Annotated in this window: 17 protein-coding genes and 1 pseudogene; 4 read left to right on the plus strand and 14 right to left on the minus strand. The window is 61.8% G+C overall.

Features of this window, described 5'->3' with window-relative positions:
* The first annotated feature begins 6 nt into the window (after positions 1-6).
* The gene (locus QX128_RS15540; protein WP_315720766.1) at positions 7-1068 is read left to right on the plus strand and encodes a site-specific integrase; all 1062 of its coding nucleotides are present in this window, start codon (positions 7-9) and stop codon (positions 1066-1068) included.
* Positions 1069-1298: 230 nt separating this feature from the next.
* Here QX128_RS15540 and QX128_RS15545 read toward each other — a convergent pair.
* Positions 1299-2033 (minus strand): annotated as a pseudogene (locus tag QX128_RS15545) (substrate binding domain-containing protein).
* A gap of 229 nt (positions 2034-2262) precedes the next feature.
* On the opposite strand from QX128_RS15545, the gene QX128_RS15550 reads away from it, so the two are divergent.
* On the plus strand, positions 2263-2463 hold the full coding sequence (locus QX128_RS15550; RefSeq protein WP_316237867.1) for a zinc-binding dehydrogenase: 201 nt from the start codon (positions 2263-2265) through the stop codon (positions 2461-2463).
* A gap of 269 nt (positions 2464-2732) precedes the next feature.
* On the opposite strand, the gene QX128_RS15555 is transcribed toward QX128_RS15550, so the two are convergent.
* The 6 genes from QX128_RS15555 to QX128_RS15580 form a co-directional block, all read right to left on the minus strand.
* Positions 2733-4394, minus strand: a complete 1662-nt coding sequence (locus tag QX128_RS15555; protein WP_315720768.1) for an FAD-dependent oxidoreductase — start codon at positions 4392-4394, stop codon at positions 2733-2735.
* Positions 4395-4434: 40 nt separating this feature from the next.
* The gene (locus QX128_RS15560) at positions 4435-5664 is read right to left on the minus strand and encodes an MFS transporter (protein WP_315720769.1); all 1230 of its coding nucleotides are present in this window, start codon (positions 5662-5664) and stop codon (positions 4435-4437) included.
* Positions 5665-5813: 149 nt separating this feature from the next.
* Positions 5814-6446 (minus strand): hypothetical protein, encoded by a 633-nt coding sequence (locus QX128_RS15565; RefSeq protein WP_316237868.1) that lies wholly within the window; start codon positions 6444-6446, stop codon positions 5814-5816.
* Positions 6447-6454: 8 nt separating this feature from the next.
* Positions 6455-8710 (minus strand): xanthine dehydrogenase family protein molybdopterin-binding subunit, encoded by a 2256-nt coding sequence (locus QX128_RS15570; RefSeq protein ID WP_316237869.1) that lies wholly within the window; start codon positions 8708-8710, stop codon positions 6455-6457.
* A gap of 1 nt (position 8711) precedes the next feature.
* Positions 8712-9176 carry a (2Fe-2S)-binding protein gene (locus QX128_RS15575; RefSeq protein WP_316237870.1) on the minus strand — a complete coding sequence of 155 codons (465 nt, stop codon included), beginning with the start codon at positions 9174-9176 and terminating at the stop codon, positions 8712-8714.
* 159 nt (positions 9177-9335) lie between these two features.
* Positions 9336-10271: a helix-turn-helix domain-containing protein gene (locus QX128_RS15580; RefSeq protein ID WP_410053155.1), complete on the minus strand. Its 936-nt coding sequence runs from the start codon at positions 10269-10271 to the stop codon at positions 9336-9338.
* Positions 10272-10562: 291 nt separating this feature from the next.
* Between QX128_RS15580 and QX128_RS15585 the strand changes: the two genes are divergently transcribed.
* On the plus strand, positions 10563-11576 hold the full coding sequence (locus QX128_RS15585) for an aldo/keto reductase (protein WP_315720774.1): 1014 nt from the start codon (positions 10563-10565) through the stop codon (positions 11574-11576).
* Between the two features lie 718 nt (positions 11577-12294).
* On the opposite strand, the gene QX128_RS15590 is transcribed toward QX128_RS15585, so the two are convergent.
* The 5 genes from QX128_RS15590 to QX128_RS15610 form a co-directional block, all read right to left on the minus strand.
* Complete coding sequence (locus QX128_RS15590) at positions 12295-13005, minus strand: alpha/beta hydrolase (protein WP_409998792.1); 711 nt, start codon at positions 13003-13005, stop codon at positions 12295-12297.
* 118 nt (positions 13006-13123) lie between these two features.
* Entirely contained in the window at positions 13124-14086 is a 963-nt protein-coding gene (locus tag QX128_RS15595; protein WP_410053156.1) for an alpha/beta fold hydrolase, read from the minus strand.
* A gap of 231 nt (positions 14087-14317) precedes the next feature.
* A complete protein-coding gene (locus tag QX128_RS15600; protein ID WP_315720776.1) occupies positions 14318-14608 on the minus strand; it encodes a putative quinol monooxygenase in 291 nt (96 codons plus the stop codon).
* A 46-nt stretch (positions 14609-14654) separates the two neighbouring features.
* Positions 14655-15332: a type 1 glutamine amidotransferase domain-containing protein gene (locus tag QX128_RS15605; protein ID WP_315720777.1), complete on the minus strand. Its 678-nt coding sequence runs from the start codon at positions 15330-15332 to the stop codon at positions 14655-14657.
* Positions 15333-15419: 87 nt separating this feature from the next.
* On the minus strand, positions 15420-15779 hold the full coding sequence (locus tag QX128_RS15610) for a helix-turn-helix transcriptional regulator (protein ID WP_316237872.1): 360 nt from the start codon (positions 15777-15779) through the stop codon (positions 15420-15422).
* Between the two features lie 1286 nt (positions 15780-17065).
* On the opposite strand from QX128_RS15610, the gene QX128_RS15615 reads away from it, so the two are divergent.
* Positions 17066-19909: an ATP-binding protein gene (locus QX128_RS15615; protein WP_316237873.1), complete on the plus strand. Its 2844-nt coding sequence runs from the start codon at positions 17066-17068 to the stop codon at positions 19907-19909.
* Positions 19910-20075: 166 nt separating this feature from the next.
* Here the strand turns inward: QX128_RS15615 and QX128_RS15620 are convergent, their stop codons facing one another.
* Positions 20076-20891 (minus strand): NAD(P)-dependent oxidoreductase, encoded by an 816-nt coding sequence (locus tag QX128_RS15620; protein WP_315720780.1) that lies wholly within the window; start codon positions 20889-20891, stop codon positions 20076-20078.
* 5 nt (positions 20892-20896) lie between these two features.
* Positions 20897-21346, minus strand: a complete 450-nt coding sequence (locus QX128_RS15625) for a MarR family transcriptional regulator (protein WP_316169126.1) — start codon at positions 21344-21346, stop codon at positions 20897-20899.
* Positions 21347-21416: the final 70 nt, after the last annotated feature.

Below are 21416 nucleotides of genomic sequence, written 5' to 3' on the forward strand. Positions count from 1 at the left end.
ACACGCGTGGCAACTATCACCAGACTGAAATCCGGCTCTTGGAGAGCCCAAGTCCGACGAAAGGGGAAATATGTCAACGAGACATTTCTCCGCCGAAAGGACGCCGAAGAATGGGGCATCGATATCGAGCGGCGGATCGATCGCCAAGAATCGATAGCGACGCACAAATCTCGGGATGTCCAGCTTTTCGGCGACCTCATCACACTTCATCGTCAAGACTTGGAAGAGGTCGGGAAGGACATCGGTCGTTCCAAAACTGCCAGCCTCAACTTCCTGGACGAAAGACTTGGGCATCTTCGTCTTCCAGAGCTTGATCGAGAGCGGCTCATCAAATTCGGAAAAGAGCGCGCGCTGGAGGGAGCGGGCCCCGTGACGGTCGGGATCGATCTTGGATATATAAAGACGATTCTGTCTCACGCCGCCGCGGTACACGGTATTGTTGCGTCAACTGAACCAATCGATCTCGCCCGGATCGCTTTGGGACGTCTCGGGCTCGTTGGAAAAGGCAATGAGCGCAATCGCCGTCCCACGCAAGACGAACTCGATCGTATTATCTCAGCGTTGGAGTCAAACGATCGGCAACAGATCCCAGTTGGTCGTGTCATCCGATTTGCGGTCGCGACGGCTATGCGGCAAGACGAAATTGCAAGAGTCGAATGGCGCGACTTCGACGCCGGCAGCCGAATGCTCCTCATTCGCAATCGGAAAGATCCCCGAAAGAAGAAGGGCAACGATCAGCGAATTCCCCTGCTGGATGTAACAGGCTATGACGCATGCAAGATCATTGAGGAGCAAGGTCGGTTCTCGAATACTCGCGAAGGTCGAATTTTTCCTTACAACGGACGATCCGTTGGAACAGCATTTCGTCGTCAGTGCCAGCAATTGAAGATCGATGACCTTCATTTTCACGATTTGCGTCACGAAGGCACGAGTCGCCTCTTCGAAGCTGGATTTTCAATCGAACAGGTCGCACTTGTCACCGGGCACAAGGATTGGAAAATGCTGCGCCGCTACACACACCTAAGGCCAGAAACGCTACACTCTATCCGTTCGGTCCGGGTTGCCTGACAGGCACCGAAAACATTGGGGAGCTCAATCCCAATGGCTGAAAAATCGAACCGTCGTATTCAGCTCGGAGGTTTCGAGAGTTGAATACTTCAAAGCGCGTTGGGACAAGAGTCGGCTCTAGGCGCGATCGAACTAGAATAGCTTTTCTGGACAGTCCGAACTGAAGCGACCCAAGATCGCCCTCAGCTGCGGGTTGGAACTGCCATTCGCAAGCGACCATCGCCGAACGCTCACAGGAACAGACGACCGGCGGTCTCACGCAATGCCTCAGACAGCACCTGCAGCCTAGCCGAAGGTTGGGCCAGCGCACGCAAGAGCCAGATGCCGACAGGTCGGCTACTCCAGACCTCGCCGCCAAAGCCGAGAGGGACCAGTGCGCCCGAGCGGACATCCGGGACGACCACCCACTCGGGAAGTAACGCGACGCCGAGACCCGCGCACGCGGCAAGTCGCATCGCTTCGAAATCATCGCAGCGGAAGACGGCATCGTCATTGCTCACCGCCTGCGCCACTGGCGTGCCCAACAGATCGGCTCAATCAAGCAGGTCCGCGCCATGCAGCTTGTCGATCAGTCGATGGCGCGGCAGATCGGCCACCGCTTCAGGGCGGCCCGCACGCGCCAGATAGGCTGGACTTGCCACTAGGAGGCGGCGCTGATCGGAGAGCTTGGTGGCGATAAGCGTGCTGTCTGCCAGATCACCGATGCGGATCACAGCGTCCAGCCATTCAAGCACCGGATCGGCAAGGCGCTCGGTCAAACCAAGTTCAATCCGGAGCCGAGGATGCTCGGCCATGATCCGCTGGAGGACCGGAATAACGTAGCGTTTTCCGAACGTCGGCAAGCAGGCGATCCGCACTACACCCGCCACGGCTCCATCGAACGCAGCGACTTCAGCATACGTATCGGCCAGTTGGTCGAGCAAGGGCTGGGCCCGCTCGTAGAGGCGTTCGCCCGCGTTGGTCATCGCCAACGCGCGCGTAGAACGGACCAGCAGCAGCAGGCCCAGCGAGTGTTCTAGCGCGTCAATCTCGCGCCCAATCTGCGTAGCCTCAGACCTGGCGGAACATTGGTGCAGATCGGCAATCTCAGCGGCGCGACAGAGGCGACCATTCCGCTCAAGCTGCTCCTGCACAATCACCTGCGGCTGCAGGGCACGGTGATGAAATCGCGCGATCCCGCGGAAAAAGAGGGCCGTGATAGAGCGTTTTGCGCCTTTAGCCCTGCCCTTGCTCGCGGAGGGCAAACTGAAGCCGCTGATCCGTGCAGTGCTTCCGCTGCAACAAGCTGCCGAAGCGCATCGTCTGATGGAAGCAGGTGGCAGCTTCGGTAAGATCATCCTGACGGTTGAATCAGAATTCCGTCCTTACAGCTTGCTCGTCCGATTGGAACGCTGACCGCGCAACAGTGATGAAAACACTGGAGCGGGTGAAGGGAATCGAAACTCTCGTATGGAGGAGGCGGTGAGTTGCCAATGCGGTGCCTGAGAACCAGCATTAGGGGTCATCCCGAGATACGTCGGGGGTTCGAGTAGCGGGGGGATTCACGCGTCACTCCGTCCCCCGACAGATCTCTTCATGGTCATCCGTCGGAAACGAAGGCCGCCTGAGGTCGCTGCCGAGTCGTTTGGTGAGGCGCGGCAGCCATCCTGCTCGCTCCCGCCGGGTCAGCGGCTTCGCGTCAGGACCGAATGAACCTGCGAGACGACGGTGGCGCCTTCGCCGACGGCCGCTGCGACGCGCTTGGTCGAGCCTGCCCTGACATCGCCGATCGCAAAGATGCCAGGCCTGCTCGTCTCGAGCGACAATCTGTGCCCCGGACCGGCTTGCTCGCCCGTCAGCACGAAGCCTCGGTCGTCGATGTCAACGCAGCCGTTGATCCACTCCGAATTGGGATCGGCGCCGACAAAGAGGAACAGATGGCGCGCCTCTAGCGTGCGGGTCGTGCGGCTTCCGTTGTCGCGCAGCGTCACGGCGGTCACGCCCGTCGCGCGGTTACCGTGCAGGCCGACGACTTCCGAGCCGAGATGCAGCTCGATATTGGGAAGCGCGGAAATCCGGTCGATCAGATAGCGCGACATCGTCTGCGCAAGCGGCCGGCGAACCACGAGGTCGAGCCGCTCGACCCTGGGCGCAAGATAGACGACCGCCTGACCCGCTGAGTTGCCGCCGCCGACCAGCGTGACCTTGGCGCCCGCGCAGAGACGTGCCTCGATCGGCGAAGCCCAGTACGAAACGCCGGCACCTTCGAACTCGCCCAATCCGGCAATGTCTGGCCGCCGATAGCGAGCGCCCGACGCGATAACGACGGTCTTCGCACGTGCGGTGCTGCCGCCGCCAAGCTCCAGCGTGAAGGCGACATCCGACTCATCCCCGTGACAGTGAAGCCGGTCGACCGTGAGCGGGATCGCGACCTCGGCGCCGAACTTGACGGCTTGATTGAACGCGCGTCCGGCCAGGGCCTGACCTGAAATGCCCGTGGGGAAGCCGAGATAGTTCTCGATCCGCGCGGACGCACCCGCCTGGCCGCCGAAGGCGCGGGAATCGAGCACCAGGGCAGAGAGCCCTTCCGATGCGGCGTAGACCGCCGCCGCCAGTCCCGCCGGCCCGGCGCCGACGACGGCGACATCGTACACCGTCTGCGGCTCGAGCACCGGCAAAATGCCGAGACAGGACGCAGCGTCGGCATCGCTCGGTTTCGCCAGCAACGTGCCGTTGGGGCAAATCATCAACGGCAGATCGTCGGCCGCGATACCGAGCCGTCGCACCAGTTCGCGTCCCTCCGCCTCCGACGCATCGATCGTGGTGAACGGATAGCCGTTGCGCGCCAGAAAGCCGGCGAGGCGGACGATCTCGGGCGCATCGCTGCGACCGACCAGGACCGAGCCGGCACCGCCGCCCTGTCCCTCCTCGATTAGCATGATGCGACGAAGAATGTACGCGCGCATGATGATCTCGCCGACCTCGGCCGAGGCAATGACGAGGGCGCGCAAATGCGGCGCATCGAATGGAACAGCCAGCGCCCCCTGTTCGCCTGCGACGACCGACATCAGCGTTGGACGGCCCGACAGATGATTGGTCTCGCCTGTGAACTGGCCGCGGCGATAGGTCGTGACCAGCGACGACTTGCCCGCGGCGCCGCGCATGAGCGCATCGGCCGATCCCTCCAGGATCATCCAGGCCGGAATGTTGCGGGCACCGATGTCGTAGATCGTCTCATGGGCGTCGAAGCGGCGCGCATCCGCGCTTGCAAAGCGCCGGGCCAGGCTGATCTGCAACTCCGAAAGCGTCGGGAAGATCTGCTCGCGGCGAGCCTCACTGATAGCCATGATCGTCACCACCGGTTCCATGCACCCAAGCCGGCTTCGTTCATGCCCGCGCGAGCTGCGGCACCTTTGCCAGCGTCAGCGCGAAGACCGCGAGCCCGAGCATTGTCAAACCGAAACCAGCCCATGCGCATGACAGCAGTCCGCGACCGGACGCGATCACTTGGCCGCCGACCCATGCGCCGATCGCATTGGACAAATTGAGCGCGGCGAGATTCATGGCGCCCATCAACGTGGGCGCTTCCGGCGCCAAGCGTGTGAGCCGGACCTGGATAGTCGGGATCGCGGTCATCATCGTGGCGCCCACCCCGAACAAGGCGGGCATGAGCACCCAGACATGGCTGCCTGCGATCGCCAGCACGGCGAGCACCACGAGAGCGCAACCGAAGCCGGCGACAAGGCCACGCGCGGGAAAGGCGTCGGCCATTCGCCCGCCGATGAAGTTGCCGAAGGTCATGCCGAACCCGAACAGCGCCAGCGCGACCGGGATCCAGGCGCGATCAAGCGCGGCCTGGTCGGTCACCAGCGGACCGATGAAAGTGTAGATCGCGAAGATGCTGGCGACGCCGAGCGCTGCGACCAGCATGGTTCCCCACACGGCAGGCCGGCGCAGCGCGCCAAGCTCCTGCATCAAGGGACGGCCGCGCAGTGACTGACTTACCGGCACCCACGCCCACAGCGCCAGCAGGGCAAGCAGCGCCACGCACGCGACGACGGCATAGGTCCGCCGCCAGCCAATCGCCTGACCCAGGAAGGTCGCCAGCGGCGAACCAATGATCGTTGCAATCGTCAGTCCGCCCATGACCTGCGCGAACGCCCTGCCGGACTGACCGGGACCGACGATGCAGGACGCGACCATGGCGCCCGCGCCAAAGTAGGCACCTTGCGGCAGTCCGCTCACGAAGCGCGCGAGGGCTAGAAGCGTCAGATTGGGGGCAATCGCCGACAGCGCATTGCCGAGCACGAATAGCGCCATGAGGCAGAGCAGCAGCATCCGCCGGTTCAGTCGCGCGGCCATCAGCGTCACGAGAGGCGCTCCGACCACCACACCGACCGCGTAAGCCGTGATTGCGTAGGTCGCGGCCGGGATATCGACGCCAAGCCCGGTCGAGAGCAGCTGAAGGATTCCCATGCTCGCGAATTCGGACGTGCCGATGCAGAAGCTTCCGAACGCGAGCGCAAACAGCGTCAGGCCGCGCCTGCGCTGCTGCGCTTCATCGGTGCAATGGTCCTCGACGGCTGCGCATTGCGCTCGGTAGGCGCTCTCGAGCATCACTATATCCGCTCACAAGGAAGGTCTGATCGCGGCGATCATGGCCCGAGGATCCCGCAGTTGGTTCACACGCTCGCGTCAGCGCGTCCGCACTGCGGAGGCTCTGACGTACGGCTATTCACGCCCTTGGAACCCGCCGCGTCGCTGTATCACTTTGGACAAGGCTGTCCTGCCGCGCCCCAGAGGGCCACATCCTTGACGTGATCCTCGAACGTGCCCGGCGGCGTCGAGCGTCCCGCGCCCGGCGCCCAGCCGCGCGGGATGAAGCCATTCTGCGAAGCGTCGTGGCGCAGATGTTCGAGCAGCCCGACGGCGTCGCGGCCCCCGTTGCGCTTGGGATCCTTGAGCTGCGCGCAGATCTCGGCGCCTTTCTTGCCGAACCAGATGAACTCGACTGGCGCGAGCTGCCAGTCGATGCCCGCGTGCGGCGGCGCAGGCGCCGGATCATTCGGCATGGCCGAGGTCATGTGACAGGTCGAGCACGGCACCGCCTCGGCACCGATGCGGCTTTCGCCGCCATGGACGTTCATGCCGTGCACGCGCGGCTTGGTTTCACCCGCCGGCGTCCAGATCGGAATCGCCCCGGCATCGACGTGACAATTGGCGCAACGCGGATGAGTGATGACCGCTTCGATCCGCTGCCAGGCTTTCAGTCCTTCGGCGCGGCTAATGCTACCGGCCGGCAGCGCATCTTTGTTGGCCTCGTCCTTGGCGGCAACGATGCCAGTGAGCGCCGCTATAGCTGACGTTGCGACGACGATCGCAATCAAAGAGCATTTCATGGCCGGCCTCACACGAATTCGACGAACTTGTTGAAGGGCATTTCGCGGATGCGCTTGCCCGTGGCCGCGAAGATCGCGTTGGCCAGGGCGGGCGCCACTGGCGGCACCGGCGGCTCACCGAGCCCCCTCACCTTCGGATCGTTCTCGAGACCGCGCACGGTGATCACCGGACACTGGTACATCCGCATCGCTTCGTGATGATTGTAGTTGGTCTGCTGCACCCCACCCTTGGCATAGGTCAGTTCGCAATTCATTGCGTGACCGAGCCCCCAGACGACGCCGCCCTGCACCTGGCTCTCGAAGTTGACGGGGTCGATGATCTTGCCGACATCGACGGCGACGAAAACCCTGTCGACCCGGATGCCGTGCGGCGTCGCCGTCACGTCAACGACCTCGGCGACCGGTGTTCCGAACGACTCGACGAAGGCGACGCCGCGTCCCCTGCCCTGGCCGAGCGGTCCCTTCCAATCCGACATCTCCGCAACCGTCTCGAGCACCTTGCGATAGGTCGGCACGGCACACATCTCGATGCGAGCCTTCATCGGATCGAGCCCCGCCGCATGAATCATCTCGTCGATGAAGCTCTCGGTGAAGAAGCCGCCCGTGGATGCGCCGACCGAGCGCCAGGTCGTGCACGGCGACAGGTTGCGCGCCTCGAAGGTCGTCGCGCGAAAGTGCGGGATATCGTAGTAGACGTTCCACAGCCCGGCGGCGAGTTGCGGATCGGGATCCTTGGTCGGCATGCCCATGTGCTCGAGCAGTCCGTTGTAGGGCATCGTGCCCGCGAGCTTCAGGTCGGCCGCAATGATCCTGCCCTTGGCCACGCTGCCTGTGTGGCGGGCGATCGAGATCTGGCGCGGGATATCCTGACGGAAATCCTCCTCGCGCGAGAACACCAGCTTGATCGGCGTGCCGCGCATCTGGCTGGCGATCTCCGCCAGCACGCGGACGTTCTCGAACTCCAGACGATGCCCGAAGCTGCCGCCCGTCCATTGGTTGTGAAACGTCACCTGCTCGGGCTTCAGACCGGCATTGGCAGCCGCGATCGCCTGCACCGCCTGCGGGCTCTGATGCCCGACCCAGATCTCCATGCCCGCATCGGTTACGACGGCGACGCCGTTGAGCGGCTCCAGCGGCTGGTGACCGACATAAGGTGCACGATACTCGGCCTCGACCCGCTTGCCTTGCTTGAGGCCTGCCTCGACATCACCGATCTTGCGCCACTCCTTGCCGAGAAACTCCGGTTTGAAGGATGCCTCCAGCGTCTTCCAATGATCGGCCTGTTCGGCAGGATAGGTTGACGGCGCCCAATCGCAGTCGATCGTCTCGACCGCCTTCATGGCATACCAGCTGTTTGTCGCGACGGCAGCGACGCCGTTCTTCAGACGCAGAATCGTCTTCACGCCCGGCATTGTCCGTGCCTTGGCAGCATCGAAGGATTCCAGAGGCTGCCCCTTGTTGGGGTTCAGCTTGACGGCGGCGTACAGCATGCCGTCCATCTTCATGTCGATGCCGAACTTCAATTCGCCCAGCACTTTCGAGCGGATGTCGAGCCGCATCATCGGCTTGCCGAGAATCCTCCACGTCGAGGCATCGCGCGGCTTGGCATCGAGCACCGGCGGAATGCGCGCCGCGTCCGCTGCGAGATCGACATAGGCGATCCGCGATCCGTTCGGCAGCACCACATGGCCGGACTGGGTGCGGAGATCGGCCAGCGGCACGCCCGTACGTTTGGCCGCTGCAAGCTTCAACGTCTCGCGCGCGACGGCGCCGGCCACCCGCAGCTTCTCATAGGTGTCAGGGATGGTGCTCGACCCACCCGTCATCTGCAGCCCGGACTTCCTGAGACCTTCGAGCGCGACGGCGCGCGCCTTCTCCGCGGCGGGGCTCTGGTCCGCAGCCAGGAAGGGTGCGAGCTCTTCCTTGAAGCCTGTATTGAAATAGGCGGGGTGCGGTCCCGCGAACCGGATCTCGAACTGACCGGGATCGAGGTCCATCTCCTCGGCGATCATCATCGGTTGGACCGAGCCGGTGCCCTGGCCGATATCGGCATGCTGGGCAATCAGCGTGATCTTGCCGCCACTGATCTCGACCCATGGGTTGAAGGTCACCGCATCGGGCGCAAGGCCCGCAGCCAGCGGATTGTCGTTGGCCGATTCAGCCGCCTGCACGGCCGCGCCGTAGCCGCCGAATGCAACACCGCCGGCCAGCGCCGCGGAACCGATGAGGAAGGACCGACGCGAAAGACCTTGCGCGATATCCATGTTACTTCTCCGCCATCTTCTTTGCGGCCGCCGTATGAATCGCGGCTCGAATACGAGGATAGGTGCCGCAGCGGCAAAGATTGCCGGACATGACCTGTTCGATCTGTTCGTCGGTCGGCTTTGGGATCAGGTCCAGCAGCGAGATCGCCTGCATGATCTGCCCGGTCTGGCAGTAGCCGCATTGCGGCACCTGATGCTCGATCCATGCCTGCACCACCGGATGCTGATCGCGTCCGTCGACGCCGTCGAGCGTGACGACCGACTTTCCGGCCAGATCGCCGATCCGCGCCTGACAGGAGCGGACCGCCAAGCCATCGATGTGAACCGTGCACGCGCCGCACTGCGCGACGCCGCAACCATATTTGGCACTGGTGATCCCGAGCTCATCCCTGAGCACCCAAAGCAAAGGCATGTCGGGAGTGACGTCGACCTGGCGCTTGGTTCCGTTGACCGTGAACTCGATCATGTCGATGAATCCTCCTATCAGATGCCTGCCGCGCTTGCGGTCTGAAGCCAACGGTTACAGGAGCAGCCGCATCGGGATGCGGCCGGCAGTTAGCTCGGCGAAGCTGACGCATGTAGTCTGCCGCATGGGGACGCGACGGTATTGGCGAATCCTGCGGTATTATGGACAATCCGTGCGCCGATCGAGTGCGCGACGACCCTGCTTTGCCTGCGAGGAGCCGCAGCACAACTCGCGATATTGTCCGGGTGTCAGGCCGGTAGCCTTGCGGAAGACACGCGTGAAATTGGCTTGCGATCCGAAGCCGAAGTCGAGCGCGATCTGGACCAGCGTCGCGTCGTTGTGCGCCAGTTCATGCCGTGCCGCCTGGACTCGGCGATCGGTGACGTAGCGATGCGGCGACAGGCCGGTCGCCTCGCGAAACAGGCGCGAGAAATGGAACGGGCTGAGACAGGCCTGGGCGGCAAGTTCGTCGAGCCGGATGTCGGCGCCGAGCGAAGCTTCGATGAAGTCGATCACGCGTTGCAGCCGGCGCGGATCAAGCGAAGGCGATCTCTCGGGCGGCCGCCAGCGATCGATCGTATAGCAACCGATGAGATGGGCCGCGAGCGCGGTCTGGATGCCCTCGACGAACAACGCATCGGTCGGCTGGCGCGGCCGATACAACAGATCGCGCAGCGGCGAGCAGATCTGGAAGATCACCTGGTCTGCAAGGCCGTCGGCATAGGCGATCTCAATTTTGTCCGGGTCGACGTCGAAATCGGCGAGCGCGCTTTGATCGAGAAGCGCGGGGGGAAGATAGAGATGCAGGCACTCCATCCGGTCCGACAGTTCGAGATGGCTCTCCTGCGTGCCGACCGGAACGAGATAGGTCATCCCCGGCCGGGCGAGACTGGTTTGTGTTTCGCCATTGCCGGTGCGCGAGACGATGCCTCCGCCGGACAGCAGCAGCACGAGCTCGTTACAGATTGGAACGGGCGTCTCCTGACGACCGGCCGCGAACTTGCGATGCTCGATGCCGAGGTGTTGCCAGTCCTTGGCTTCCGCGAGCTTCTCACTGTTCCGATATTTCTCGTCCCCATGCGTGGGGAGCGGCATTGTGGCCTCCGCTCGATCCGGGGGTATCTCGACTAACGCTGCCGGTCGTCCCCACTGACCTGCCACTTGTTCGCGACAGCGCAGGCAAAGTCCAGGGAGCGCGCGGTTAAAAGAGGTAAATCGCAGTAAACACAGAGGCTTGCTGGCGACCCCAGTCCCCTCGGACGATTGTTGAGGCTGCGCAGCAATCAGCAAGATCGGTCCGTCATCGCGCAGAAACCGAGAATATGTCCGCGCTCATCCGCCGTAGGAACGGCTGAGCCAATCAGCCACGTCTAAGGAGACGAGAGCATGTCACTGAAGACCATCCTGCCCGGCAAACTGGGATTCGGCGCCGCACCGCTCGGCAACATGTTCCGCGACATTCCGGAAGACGAAGCCCTGGCGACGGTCAGCGCCGCATGGGACAGCGGCATCCGCTATTTCGACACCGCCCCGTTCTACGGCGCTGGGCTCGCCGAGTTGCGCCTGGGTGCGGCGCTCGCTGGGCGGCCGCGGGCTGACTATGTGATCAGCACCAAGGTGGGCCGTCTGATCCTCGACGAGATCGAGGACGTGAACGCGCGTGACCTCGGCGAGAAGGGCGGCGTGTTCAAGCATGGACGTCCCAACAGGATCGTCAACGACTACACGGCCGATGCGACGCTGCGCTCGATCGAGGACAGCCTGAAGCGGCTGCGCCTGGACCGCATCGACATCGTCTTCGTTCACGACGTCGCGCAGGACTTCTACGGCGACGAGTGGCTCGGCGTGTTCGATACCGCGCGCAAGGGCGCATTCAAGGTGCTCGACCGGCTGCGCGACGAGGGCGTGATCAGGGCATGGGGGCTCGGCGTCAACCGGGTCGAGCCGATCGAACTGCTGCTCGCGCTAGATGCGCCGCGGCCCAATGGCTGCCTGCTGGCAGGCCGCTACACGCTGCTCGACCATGCCCAGGCGTTGCAGCGGCTGATGCCAATGGTGGCCGAGCACGAGCTCGGACTCATCGTCGGCGGCCCCTATAGTTCCGGGGCGCTCGTCGGCGGTCCGAACTTCGAATACGCGCCGGCTCCGCCCGAGATCATCGAGAAGGTGGCGCGCATCAAGGCCATCGCCGATCGCCATCGCATCAGCATGAAAGCGGCCGGCCTGCAGTTCGCTCTCGCCAATCCGGCAGTTGCGGCTGTCATTCCCGGAGCAAGCCGCCCCGACCGTATCGCGGCCGATCATGCCGCGCTCGCGGAAGTTATTCCTACCGCGTTCTGGAGCGAGCTTCGCGCCGCCTGCCTCATCCATCCGGATGCTCCGGTCCCGGAGACGAACTGACCGGCCTCAGAGCGGAGCACAGCAAGTTGCGGCCGGTCCCGGCTCTCTCTCGGCCGCAACACTGCCTGTTGACCTCGAGGAGATTGCAGATGACCGACGCTGTGAACAATGCCGCCGATATCGAATGCTCGACCATGCTTCGCGCTACTGACGGGCCCGGCCGCTTCCGCCTAGCAGGCCTCGTCGCCGAGCTATGCGGCCATTCCGATTGGCGCCTACTCCGTGGTGGCGCAGGCGCGGGCAAAGCTGATGCGACTCCGGGCCCTCAATCATCGCGTCTCTGGGCAGCCTGATCGCGCCGAGCGTCTCCCTCCTAGCCGCGATCGACGAGGCCCGCAGCATCGGGGCGCTGTCATTCGAACTGCGCGCCGCCAGCGAGCTTGCGGCGCATCATCTCGAGACTGGCTATCCAGGAAAGGCCAATTTCATCCTGTCGCCTGTCTGCCGGCAGTACCGGGAAGGGTTCGCTATGCAGGACCTCGTGAGAGCGTCGCACCTCCTGCGGCGAGCCGGCGAGATGACATTGTAGGATCGACAAGCCCAACGATCCCAACGAGCCGCTGAGCCGCCATGATCCGGCAATTGTTTTCCGACGCGCTTGGTGGGATTCCAGTGATCGCTTTGTTCCCTTGACGGCTTGGCTGCGTGCTCCCGCAATCGACGACCCGCAGCGGAATTCACTGCGGGTCGCAACGAAAGATGATCTATTCCGCTTCGATCATCGGTCGGCAGACTCGATGAATGCGGCGACCTCCCGCGGATGGGACAGCATCACTGCATGGCTGCTGCTTATCTCTTCCACTCGCGCGCCGCTTCGCTTGGCCATCTTTCTTTGCGAACTTGGAGTTATCATGCGGTCTTGCGACGGGATCAGGAAAACACTTGGTTTTGCCTTCCAGCCCACCTTTGTGACCTTCGCTTCAACGGCGTGCAATCCCCATGGCACTTGCGCGGCCGCCATGAACTCGGTGAGAGCCACGGGCGAATCCGCTGCAAAGGACGTCGGGAACTTCGCGGGATCGACCAGTAGATAGCCGTTCTGCGGGGGCAGCAGTGGTGCCTTAACCTCGCCGGGCTCTGCTGGCCACGAATTCAGCGATGCGGCCGATTCGCCCGTATCCGGCGCGAAAGCTGCGATGTAAGCCAAGCTCTTGACCTTCGGATTTTCGCCAGCCTGCGTGATCACCATGCCGCCATAGGAGTGGCCTACCAGCACGACAGGATACTTGGCTGCTGCGATCACTGCCTCTGTGGCGGCGACGTCGCCTTCGAGTGTGATGGTCGGATTCTGGACCACCAATACTTCGTAGCCGTCCTTCTTGAGAAGATCGTAGACCGCTTGCCAGCCTGAGCCATCGACGAACGCTCCGTGGACGAGGACGACGGATGTCGCTTTCTGCTGCTGAGCTCCCGAGGATGTTGACGTCATGACAAGCGCGGAGAGCGCCAGCAACGGTGCCAGATACTTCATATGATTTCCCTTCGTCTTGTGGAGTGGAATAACAAATCAGCCAGCGTTGGCTTCGTGCGAACGTCTTGCATCAGCGTCATTTGTTAACTTGATCGAGAAAGTCGTTGATCAGTGGCGCCATCACGTCGATTTGGTCCTCGAGTGCGAAGTGGCCGGTGTCGAGCAAGTGCAACTCGGCTTCCGGCAAATCGCGCAGATAGGCGTGCGCGCCTGCTTCAGCGAAGACTTTGTCGTTCTTGCCCCAGAGGATCAGGGCGGGCGGTTTACGTTCGCGGAAAAACGCCTGGAAGGCCGGATAGAGCGGGACGTTGGTCGCGTGGTCGTACAGCAGGTCGAGCTGAATATCCTTGTTGCCCGGGCGATCCAGGAGTGCCTGGTCATTGACCCAATTATCAGGGCTGATGCGAGTCGGATCGCGTACGCCGTCGGTGTACAGGAACTTCGTCGATGCGGCCGAGACGAGGAACGAAAGCGCATTCCTCCGCTCCTCCGTGCCTTCCTTCCAATACGCCTTGATCGGCTCCCAAGCGTCTCGCAAACCCTCTTCGTAGGCGTTGCCGTTTTGAACGATGAGGGCAGTCACACGCTCTGGATGTTTGAGGGCGAGCCGGTAGCCGACCGGCGCCCCGTAATCCATGACGTACATGGCGTAGCGCTTTGCACCGAGTTGATCCAGCAACACATCGATCATCTCGGCATAGTTCGCAAACGAATAGGAGAATCGGCTGCGGTCTGGAGCGTCGCTCTGCCCGAAGCCAGGATAGTCCGGCGCAATGACATGATATCTGTGGGCCAGCTTCGGGATCAAATCGCGAAACATATGCGAGGACGACGGAAAGCCATGCAAAAGCAGAGCGACCGGCCCATCTGTCGGCCCAGCCTCCCGGTAGAACACGTTCACGCCGTTGATAGCGGCCGTGCGGTAGTGAACCGTTGAAGAGCCCGCTGCGCGGCCAGGTATCGGCAAGCGATGAGCGGACGCGCCCGGTCCGCAATCGGACGCCGTGGGTTCCCCGAACGATGGATGGGCACTCGCCATGATCAAGCCGATGGCAATCGTGCAGGACAGACGCATCGCAACTCCTTCGGTCGTGCACCAGGTTATTTCGCGGTAGTCGAGTGCGATCAACATCGCCTCGTCAGTCTACCGATCTGTCGTCTTCGCAATTCGTGACAGAAGCGCAATTGCGTGCGCAACCCTTACGAACCGGCCGTCTCGCGCTGTGGCAACTGAAGCTCAGCGACATTGCCAATATGTCGAAGGCAACGATTATCTGACATCCAAGGCCTCCGCGACGACTGCCGTGCGCTCGGCCAATTTGGGAGCCTTGGCCAGGTACTCCTGATAATGCTGTGAATTGCGATGCGCTTCGACAGCAGCGCCGTCCAGATAGAGTTCGTCAAGGACGTAACGATGATCGTCCTCCCGGTCGCGCCAAATGTCCCAACGCAGATTTCCGGGCTCGGCTCTGCAATGCGGCGCCATTCCGACAAGCAGATCTCTAAGCTCAAGGCTTTTGCCAGGGTAGGCAACCAGAATGGCTGTAATCTTTGACGGCATTGTACAACCGACCTTTTTCGTGACTGCGGCCTCCGAGGCGGCCAGGCTAGACTTGGCTGCTTCTGAGTGCCGCCAGCAGCTCCTTTGCCAGAGGCCCGGCTGACGCAGGATTCTGCCCGGTGATCAGGCGCCCATCGACGACGACGTGCGGCTGCCAGTTTTCTACAGACGTATATTCAGCGCCCTCGGCCCTCAAAGCATCTTCAAGCTCATAAGGAACATCTTCACGTGCGTAGTCGTACTCTTCTTTCTTCGAGAACGAAGTCAGCTTCCTTCCCTGCACGAAAGGCTTACCGTCGCCAAGGTCTACTCCGAGAAGCGCGCATGGACCGTGACAAACGGCCGTCACGATTTTTCCCGTGCTCCATGCACGCACGACCGCATCATGAACGGTAGGATTTCGCTGGATATCGACCATCGGCCCAAGTCCGCCTGGCACCAGGATCGCATCAAAATCCGCAGCATCCACCTCGGCCAGCTTGCGGCTGCGATTGAGACGGCGAAAAGCCTTGCTTTCAAGGAAGGCTTTTTGCGCAGGATCTTTCTCGTCGTAGGCGTCATAGGGCGTCCATCCACCTCTCAAGGAAGCGAACTCGACCGCGATGCCTGCCTTGTCAAGAACATCGAACGGATGCGCAACCTCGGCGAAAAAGAAGCCCGTCTTGCGATTCTGCGGGCCGATCACTGCCGCGTTGCTGACGATAAACAGGACGTGCTGGGTCATGATCGGCCTTCTGGAGAGCTGCAAAAGTGAGATGTCGCAATGACGTTATCGCCGGGCCCCAGAACCGTATTTGCGAATCCTGCGGGATCATGAGCAATCCCTGCGGTCATTCGAATCGGGCCCATCGGCATTTGCCTGGATCTGGTCGCTGCACAATTCGAGATACTGCCCCGGAGTGAGGTCTGCGGCCTTACAGAAGAGGCGCGTGACGTTCGCTTGCGAGCCAAAACCGAATTCAAGGGCAATTTCCACCAGGGAGACTCGGCTGCGCGCGAGTTCGTGCCGCGCAGCCTGAACGCGCCGATCAGTTACGTATCGGTGCGCTGACAATCCGGTCGCTTCGCGAAACAGCCGGCAGAAATGATCGGGGCTGGGACAGGCCTGAGCACGCGCTGCAGTCGCCTTGGATCGAGCGACGGAGCCTGTCTGGCGAACGCCGGCGATCAATTGTATAGTTGCCCCAAATGTGCGCCGCGAGCGCGACTTGAATCCCTTTCCCGAACAGCGCGTCAGCCGACTGTCGCGGACGATGAAGCAGATCCAGAGGCGGTGAGCAAATGAGGAAGTGCACCCGGCCCGTCAAACCGTGAGCATAGGCGATTTCGATCTTCACCGGATCGATATCGGAATCCGCAAGCGCGCTCTGGTCGAGGAGCGCGGGCGGAATTTAGAGATGGAGACGCTCCGTCCGGTCCGGAAGCTCGATATGACTATCCCGCGTCCCAGATGGGACGAGGTAGCTCATGCCAGGGCGCGTCAGGCTCTTCTGGATTTCACCGTTGCCTGTTCGACACACCATCCAGCCGACTGACAGCAGCATCACCAGCTCGGTGCAGATGGGAACCGGCGTCGCCTGGCATCCTGCTTCAAGCTTACGATGTTCTATGCTCAGCCCTGGTCAGTCGTTGGCCGCTGCGAGCTTGTCGGTGTTTCGGCACTTCTGATCTCCATAAGTCACGAGTGCCATCAAGACCCCGCAAGTTGCGGTAATTTCCCCCTCCCATCGCGAGAGAACGATCATTCCGCCTGGTCAATGAGTGCAGCCCCGGCCAGCTGCAACGCGCATACTCAGATTCTCACAAGGAGCGACAGCGAAGTCCAGAGGTGGCACGGTTAAAAAGAGTTAAAAGCGAGCGACAACAGGTTGCACTCGCGTATCGCGCTGCCTGGAAGCCGCCCTCTCACCGCAGATGAGCAAGATGCGATCGTCGTCGCGGGAGTTAAAGGAATCGCAACTGATCACGCGCGCTCGAGAGTCTAGCAAACGGCCATGTCGCCAAGGATCAGGGCCAGCTATGAAGCCGATTACATTTTCATTTGCTGCCAAGGCGACGGGTCTGCTGCGGTTCGCGCCGGCGAACCAAGGTAGTGGCAGCTGTCATTTCCGGCGCGATCCGCCCAGGCATTGCCGAGAATCGCGCGGCGCGCTTAAGGAAGAAGCGCTTCCCCCCCCGCAACTCCGCTTCCCCACTTAAGTGCAATTCGAAAGCGTGCTTCGCCAAGTCTCCACAACTCGATGATGAGGCATCGGCCTCTGCGCATAGCCGTTCGCAGCATGCCAAAAAAGTAGCCAGAAGCGCCTCAGGCGAGGAATTCCACGCTGCACTCGTGCAATTGCAAATGGTTCGCTTTAACAACTCTGGAGGCCATGATAATACCGGTCGATCTCATCGACTGATTGGCTTTGCTCAATGCGGACCGCCACAAAGAAACGGGGCGCCCCCCGACAGGAGTTGACGTTCAGCTTCGGTCCTTTTCGACTGGTCCCCGGCCGTCAGCTGCTTCTCCTCGACGACCGCCCCGTCAAACTCGGCGGACGCGCCTTCGAGCTCTTGCGGCTGCTGGTGCAGCGCCGTGGCGAGCTCGTCAGCAAGAACGACCTGACGGCGGCCGCCTGGCCCGGCACGTTCGTTCATGACAGCAATCTCAAGGTCAATATGTGGAGCTTGCGCCGCTCGCTGGGAGACACCCAGATCGAGCCCATCTACATTGCGACCGTCGCACGGCGCGGGTACAAATTCATCGCCGATGTCCGGGTCGGGATCGGCGATGTCCAGGACGAGCCGACGCCAGCCGATCCGCCCCCGCTTGCGCACCCGCCATTGCCGCGCGGCATCGTCGGCCGGGAAGCCGATATCACCGCCATCGCCGATCTACTCGCCGAGGACAGACTTGTAACCCTGGCCGGCACCGGGGGGATCGGGAAGACAACCGTCGCCCTAGCCGTCGCACAGGCGTACGCTTCAAGATATCACGACGGCGTCTGCTTCGTCGATCTCGCGACAATCTCCGATCCTACCCTGTTCGGCGCGGCGCTAGTGACGGCGCTCGGTATCCGAGGCAATACGGACATTGGTCTGGCTGCTGTCCTCGACTTTCTGAGGCCGCGGCAAATGCTGCTCATTCTCGACAATTGCGAGCATGTGCTGCCCGCTGCTACGATCTTTGCCAGCAAGTTCATGACGGACACATCGCCATCCAGGCTGCTTGCCACGAGCCGCGAGCCGCTCGGCACCACCATTGAGCATGTCGTTCGGCTTGGCTCTCTCTCATTTCCCAGCTTCGGTCTTGGACTGTCGGCCGATCAGGCTGTCAGATTCCCGGCGGTGGAGTTGTTCGTCCGACGCGCCACCGAATGGTCGGATTACGAGTTCGTCGACGAAGATTGCAATGCAATAGCCGCGATCTGCCATTCGTTGGACGGACTTCCATTGGCCATCGAATTGGCTGCAGCCCAGATCGGCAGATTTACTCCGCAGGAGCTATTGCTCAATCTCGATCATAAGCTTGGTTTTACCGCGGCCGGGATCGCCTCGTTGCCCCGCCATGAAACTCTCATGGCTACGATTGAGTGGAGCTACCGGCTGCTTTCGCAGAAGGAAGCCAGGTTGTTCGCGGTATTGTCGGTGTTCAGTGACGGATTCGAGCACGATGACGCGGTCTTCGTGGCGAACGCGGCGGGGCTCACGCCAATCGACGTTGTGACCGCACTCGGGAGTCTCGTCGCCAAATCACTGTTGAGTGCGCAGGCCCGAGGCTCGAGCCTGCGATACCGGCTGCTCGACAGTACACGCCGCTACGCTGCCGAGCGGTGTCGGGGCGACCCGGCGTGCGGCTCGGCGATGCGCCGGCATGCGGAACGCATGATAGCGCTGTTCGAGCAGTCGGAGGAGGAGTGGAATTGGCGCGAGCCGGCCGATTGGACCGAGCGCTATCTCGGCCGCATTGCCGATCTGAGAAGCGCACTCTCATGGTCGTTCGGCGAGCAAGGCGATCCCATGCTCGGCATCAGGCTTGCGGTTGCGGCCATCACTCTCTGGTCGGAAACCTCCATCCTGTCGGAGGCGCAGGCGCGGCTGGAGGTCGCACTCGCCTTGGCCAAGCGCGTCCCATGCGACGATCTGTCAAAAGCGAAGCTCGCCTGTGCCCTCGGCTGGAGCCTGTTCTACGCTCGCAAGAGTTCGAATGAGAACGAGGTCGCTTGGCTTGATGCCATCGCATTCGCGACACGCGCCGGCAACGTCGATTATCAGCAGCGCGCGCTGGTAGGTTTCGCGTTCTACCTGCTCCAGATCGGAGAAATCGCACGTGCCATAACCTATCTTGAGCAGGCCACCTCGCTGGCCGGCCGGGACCGCGATTCGACGGCCACATCCGAAGCCGACAGGGCCTTGGCCTGGGCCCACGCCTTCGCAGGCGAATTGAGCAAAAGCCGCCCGGTTCTCGATCGTCTCGCGTCAACCCATTCGCTGGCCCAGGGACGTTCGCGCAAGGATGCAAATGAGGTCTACCGCTTCATCACCGTCCGCTTCAACCTGCCCTTCGTCGCGTGGATGCAGGGGCAGGCCGACTACGCCGCCAAGCTGGCTCGCGACGCCGTGGATGCTGCAGACCGCGGCGGCCATTGGGTGTCGCAGTCGAACGCACTTGGGCTGGCCGCTCTTCCCATCTCGCTTGAAATTGGCGATCTTGACGCGCTCGCGTTCTTCACAGAACGTTTGCGTCGCAACCTGGAACGAGAGCGCATCTCTCGCTGGGTTTCAGTCGAGCGCTATTTCTCCGCCTGCCTGCGCAACTTGCGCGGCGATCGGCGGGCGGTGGAGGATATTCGGGTTGCGATCGATGAACTGATAGAATGCCGCTTCTTGATGCGGATCGGCAGCTATCTGGCTTTCCTCGCTCGTGCATACCTGCGGCAGGGACGGGTCGCGAAAGCGCGGGACGCCATCAGGCGAGCGATCGATTATCAGGAACGCCAAGGCGAACGCTGGTGTCGCTCGGAACTCCTTCGTGTCAATGCATCGATCCTTCTCCACGCAGGCGAAACTGACCGCGCTGAAAAGCTGTTCAATCAGGCGCTTGCCGACGCTCGCGCTACCGGCGCGTTGACTTTCGCACTTCGAACCGCCACCGACCTCGCGGCTCATTGGGCGACGACAGGCCGCGAGAAAGACGCAGTCCAATTGCTCGCTCCGATTTTTGGGGAGTTTACTGAAGGGTTTGGCGCGCAAGACCTCGTCCGTGCCTCTAGGTTGTTGGCGGAGATAGATGACGGAACCAGCGGCCGGGACTCATAAAGAACAAGTCCGACATGGAGCTGATCTAACTGGCAAGCTCTTGATCAAAAGGGACTACGGACTCGTTCAATACGTAGTCGACTTCTGAAGGTTGGCACTGCCTCGTGCATCTACTGCTCTCCCTCCGCCAGAGCTACGCCCCTCCAACCCTTATCAATTGGGCAACTCAAAGGAGGCCTTCTTGTACCGCTTGGTAGACCGTGCGCACGGTGGGTTGGAAACCGAGGCCACGCGCCAGCGACGCATCGATGTGCAGATGCCAGGGGTTCTTCATCGGCTCGGCTGAAGCCTCCATCCTTGCGCCGGCGAGACCGACCAACTCGTAGATTGTGGTGGGCGCTTCGTCGGCAATATTGACGATGCGGCCATCGAATACACCCGCGAGCGCCAGCTTCATGGCAGTCGCGATGTCGCGGTGATGGATGGTGCTCATGCGATTGGCGGGGTGGAATCCGAACGCCGCCATATGCTTGGGAAGCATATCGAGGTGGCCATCACCGTCACCATACACAAACGGGAACCGTAGAATCGCCCAGTTCAGCCCGCTGTCGCGGAGCAGCGCCTCGGCCGCGACCTTACTTGCCGGGTAGGCAAGATCCGGCTCAACCCTGTCGCTCTCACGGCTGGGCTGAGGACTATTCTCGTTATAGACGTTCGAGGTGCTCGCCATAATGAAGCGCGCATATGGAGCATGGGCCTGCACCGTAGCGATGAGGCTGCGTGTACCGCCCAGATTGCTTCGCCAAATCAGGTCGGCGTCTTGCGTGCGAAACACTGCCGCAAGGTGGATGACTGCCGAGACGCCGGTGGCGGCCTCCGCCAGCGATTCAGGCTCAAGGAGGTCCCCTTCAACGGATGTCGTGCCAGCTGGGCTGTTCTTGCCACGACGAACCAAGACCCGGCAATCCTCGCCCGCTTCCATCAGACGCGGCAGCAGGCGTTCGCCTACCAGGCCGGTTGCTCCGGTTATGAGAACTGTCATGATTTCTATGCCTTCATTCGTTGATTGAGGCGCTCGGTCGCGACTTTCAGCACGCGCGCGGTCGTTGCAAGGTCAGCCTCGGAAAAACCGCCAAATGCCGCCTCATGGATAAAGCCCAGATCGGGCAACTTTCCCCACAGCCTTCTTCCCGCTGGGGTTAGGCGCAGAAGTTTCTGGCGTTGATCAACCTCGTCAGCGACCTGTTCAACCAACCCCTTGCGGACAAGCGTCGCGACAATGGTACTCAGCGTCGCCCGTTCAATTTCAAGCAAGCGCACCAGTTCGCGCTGCATCGTCGGTCCCACTTGGGCCAACTGATGCAGGACATACCATTGAGTAGCGCCGATCCCATGCGGCCTCAGCGCGTCTTCCATCATCGCACGCCCCGCGAAAAAGCAGCGCTTTGCCCACGCCCCTACCGAAAAAGGCCCGTGATCATTGCTTTTGTTAGCCATCTAACATATAATGTCAGCTAGCTAACTTGATGTCAAGAATGGTGATTTGAGGGACCGGAGAAATACAAAA

Origin of the sequence: Bradyrhizobium sp. SZCCHNR1015, from assembly GCF_032489875.1 — a bacterium.
Lineage (GTDB): Bacteria > Pseudomonadota > Alphaproteobacteria > Rhizobiales > Xanthobacteraceae > Bradyrhizobium.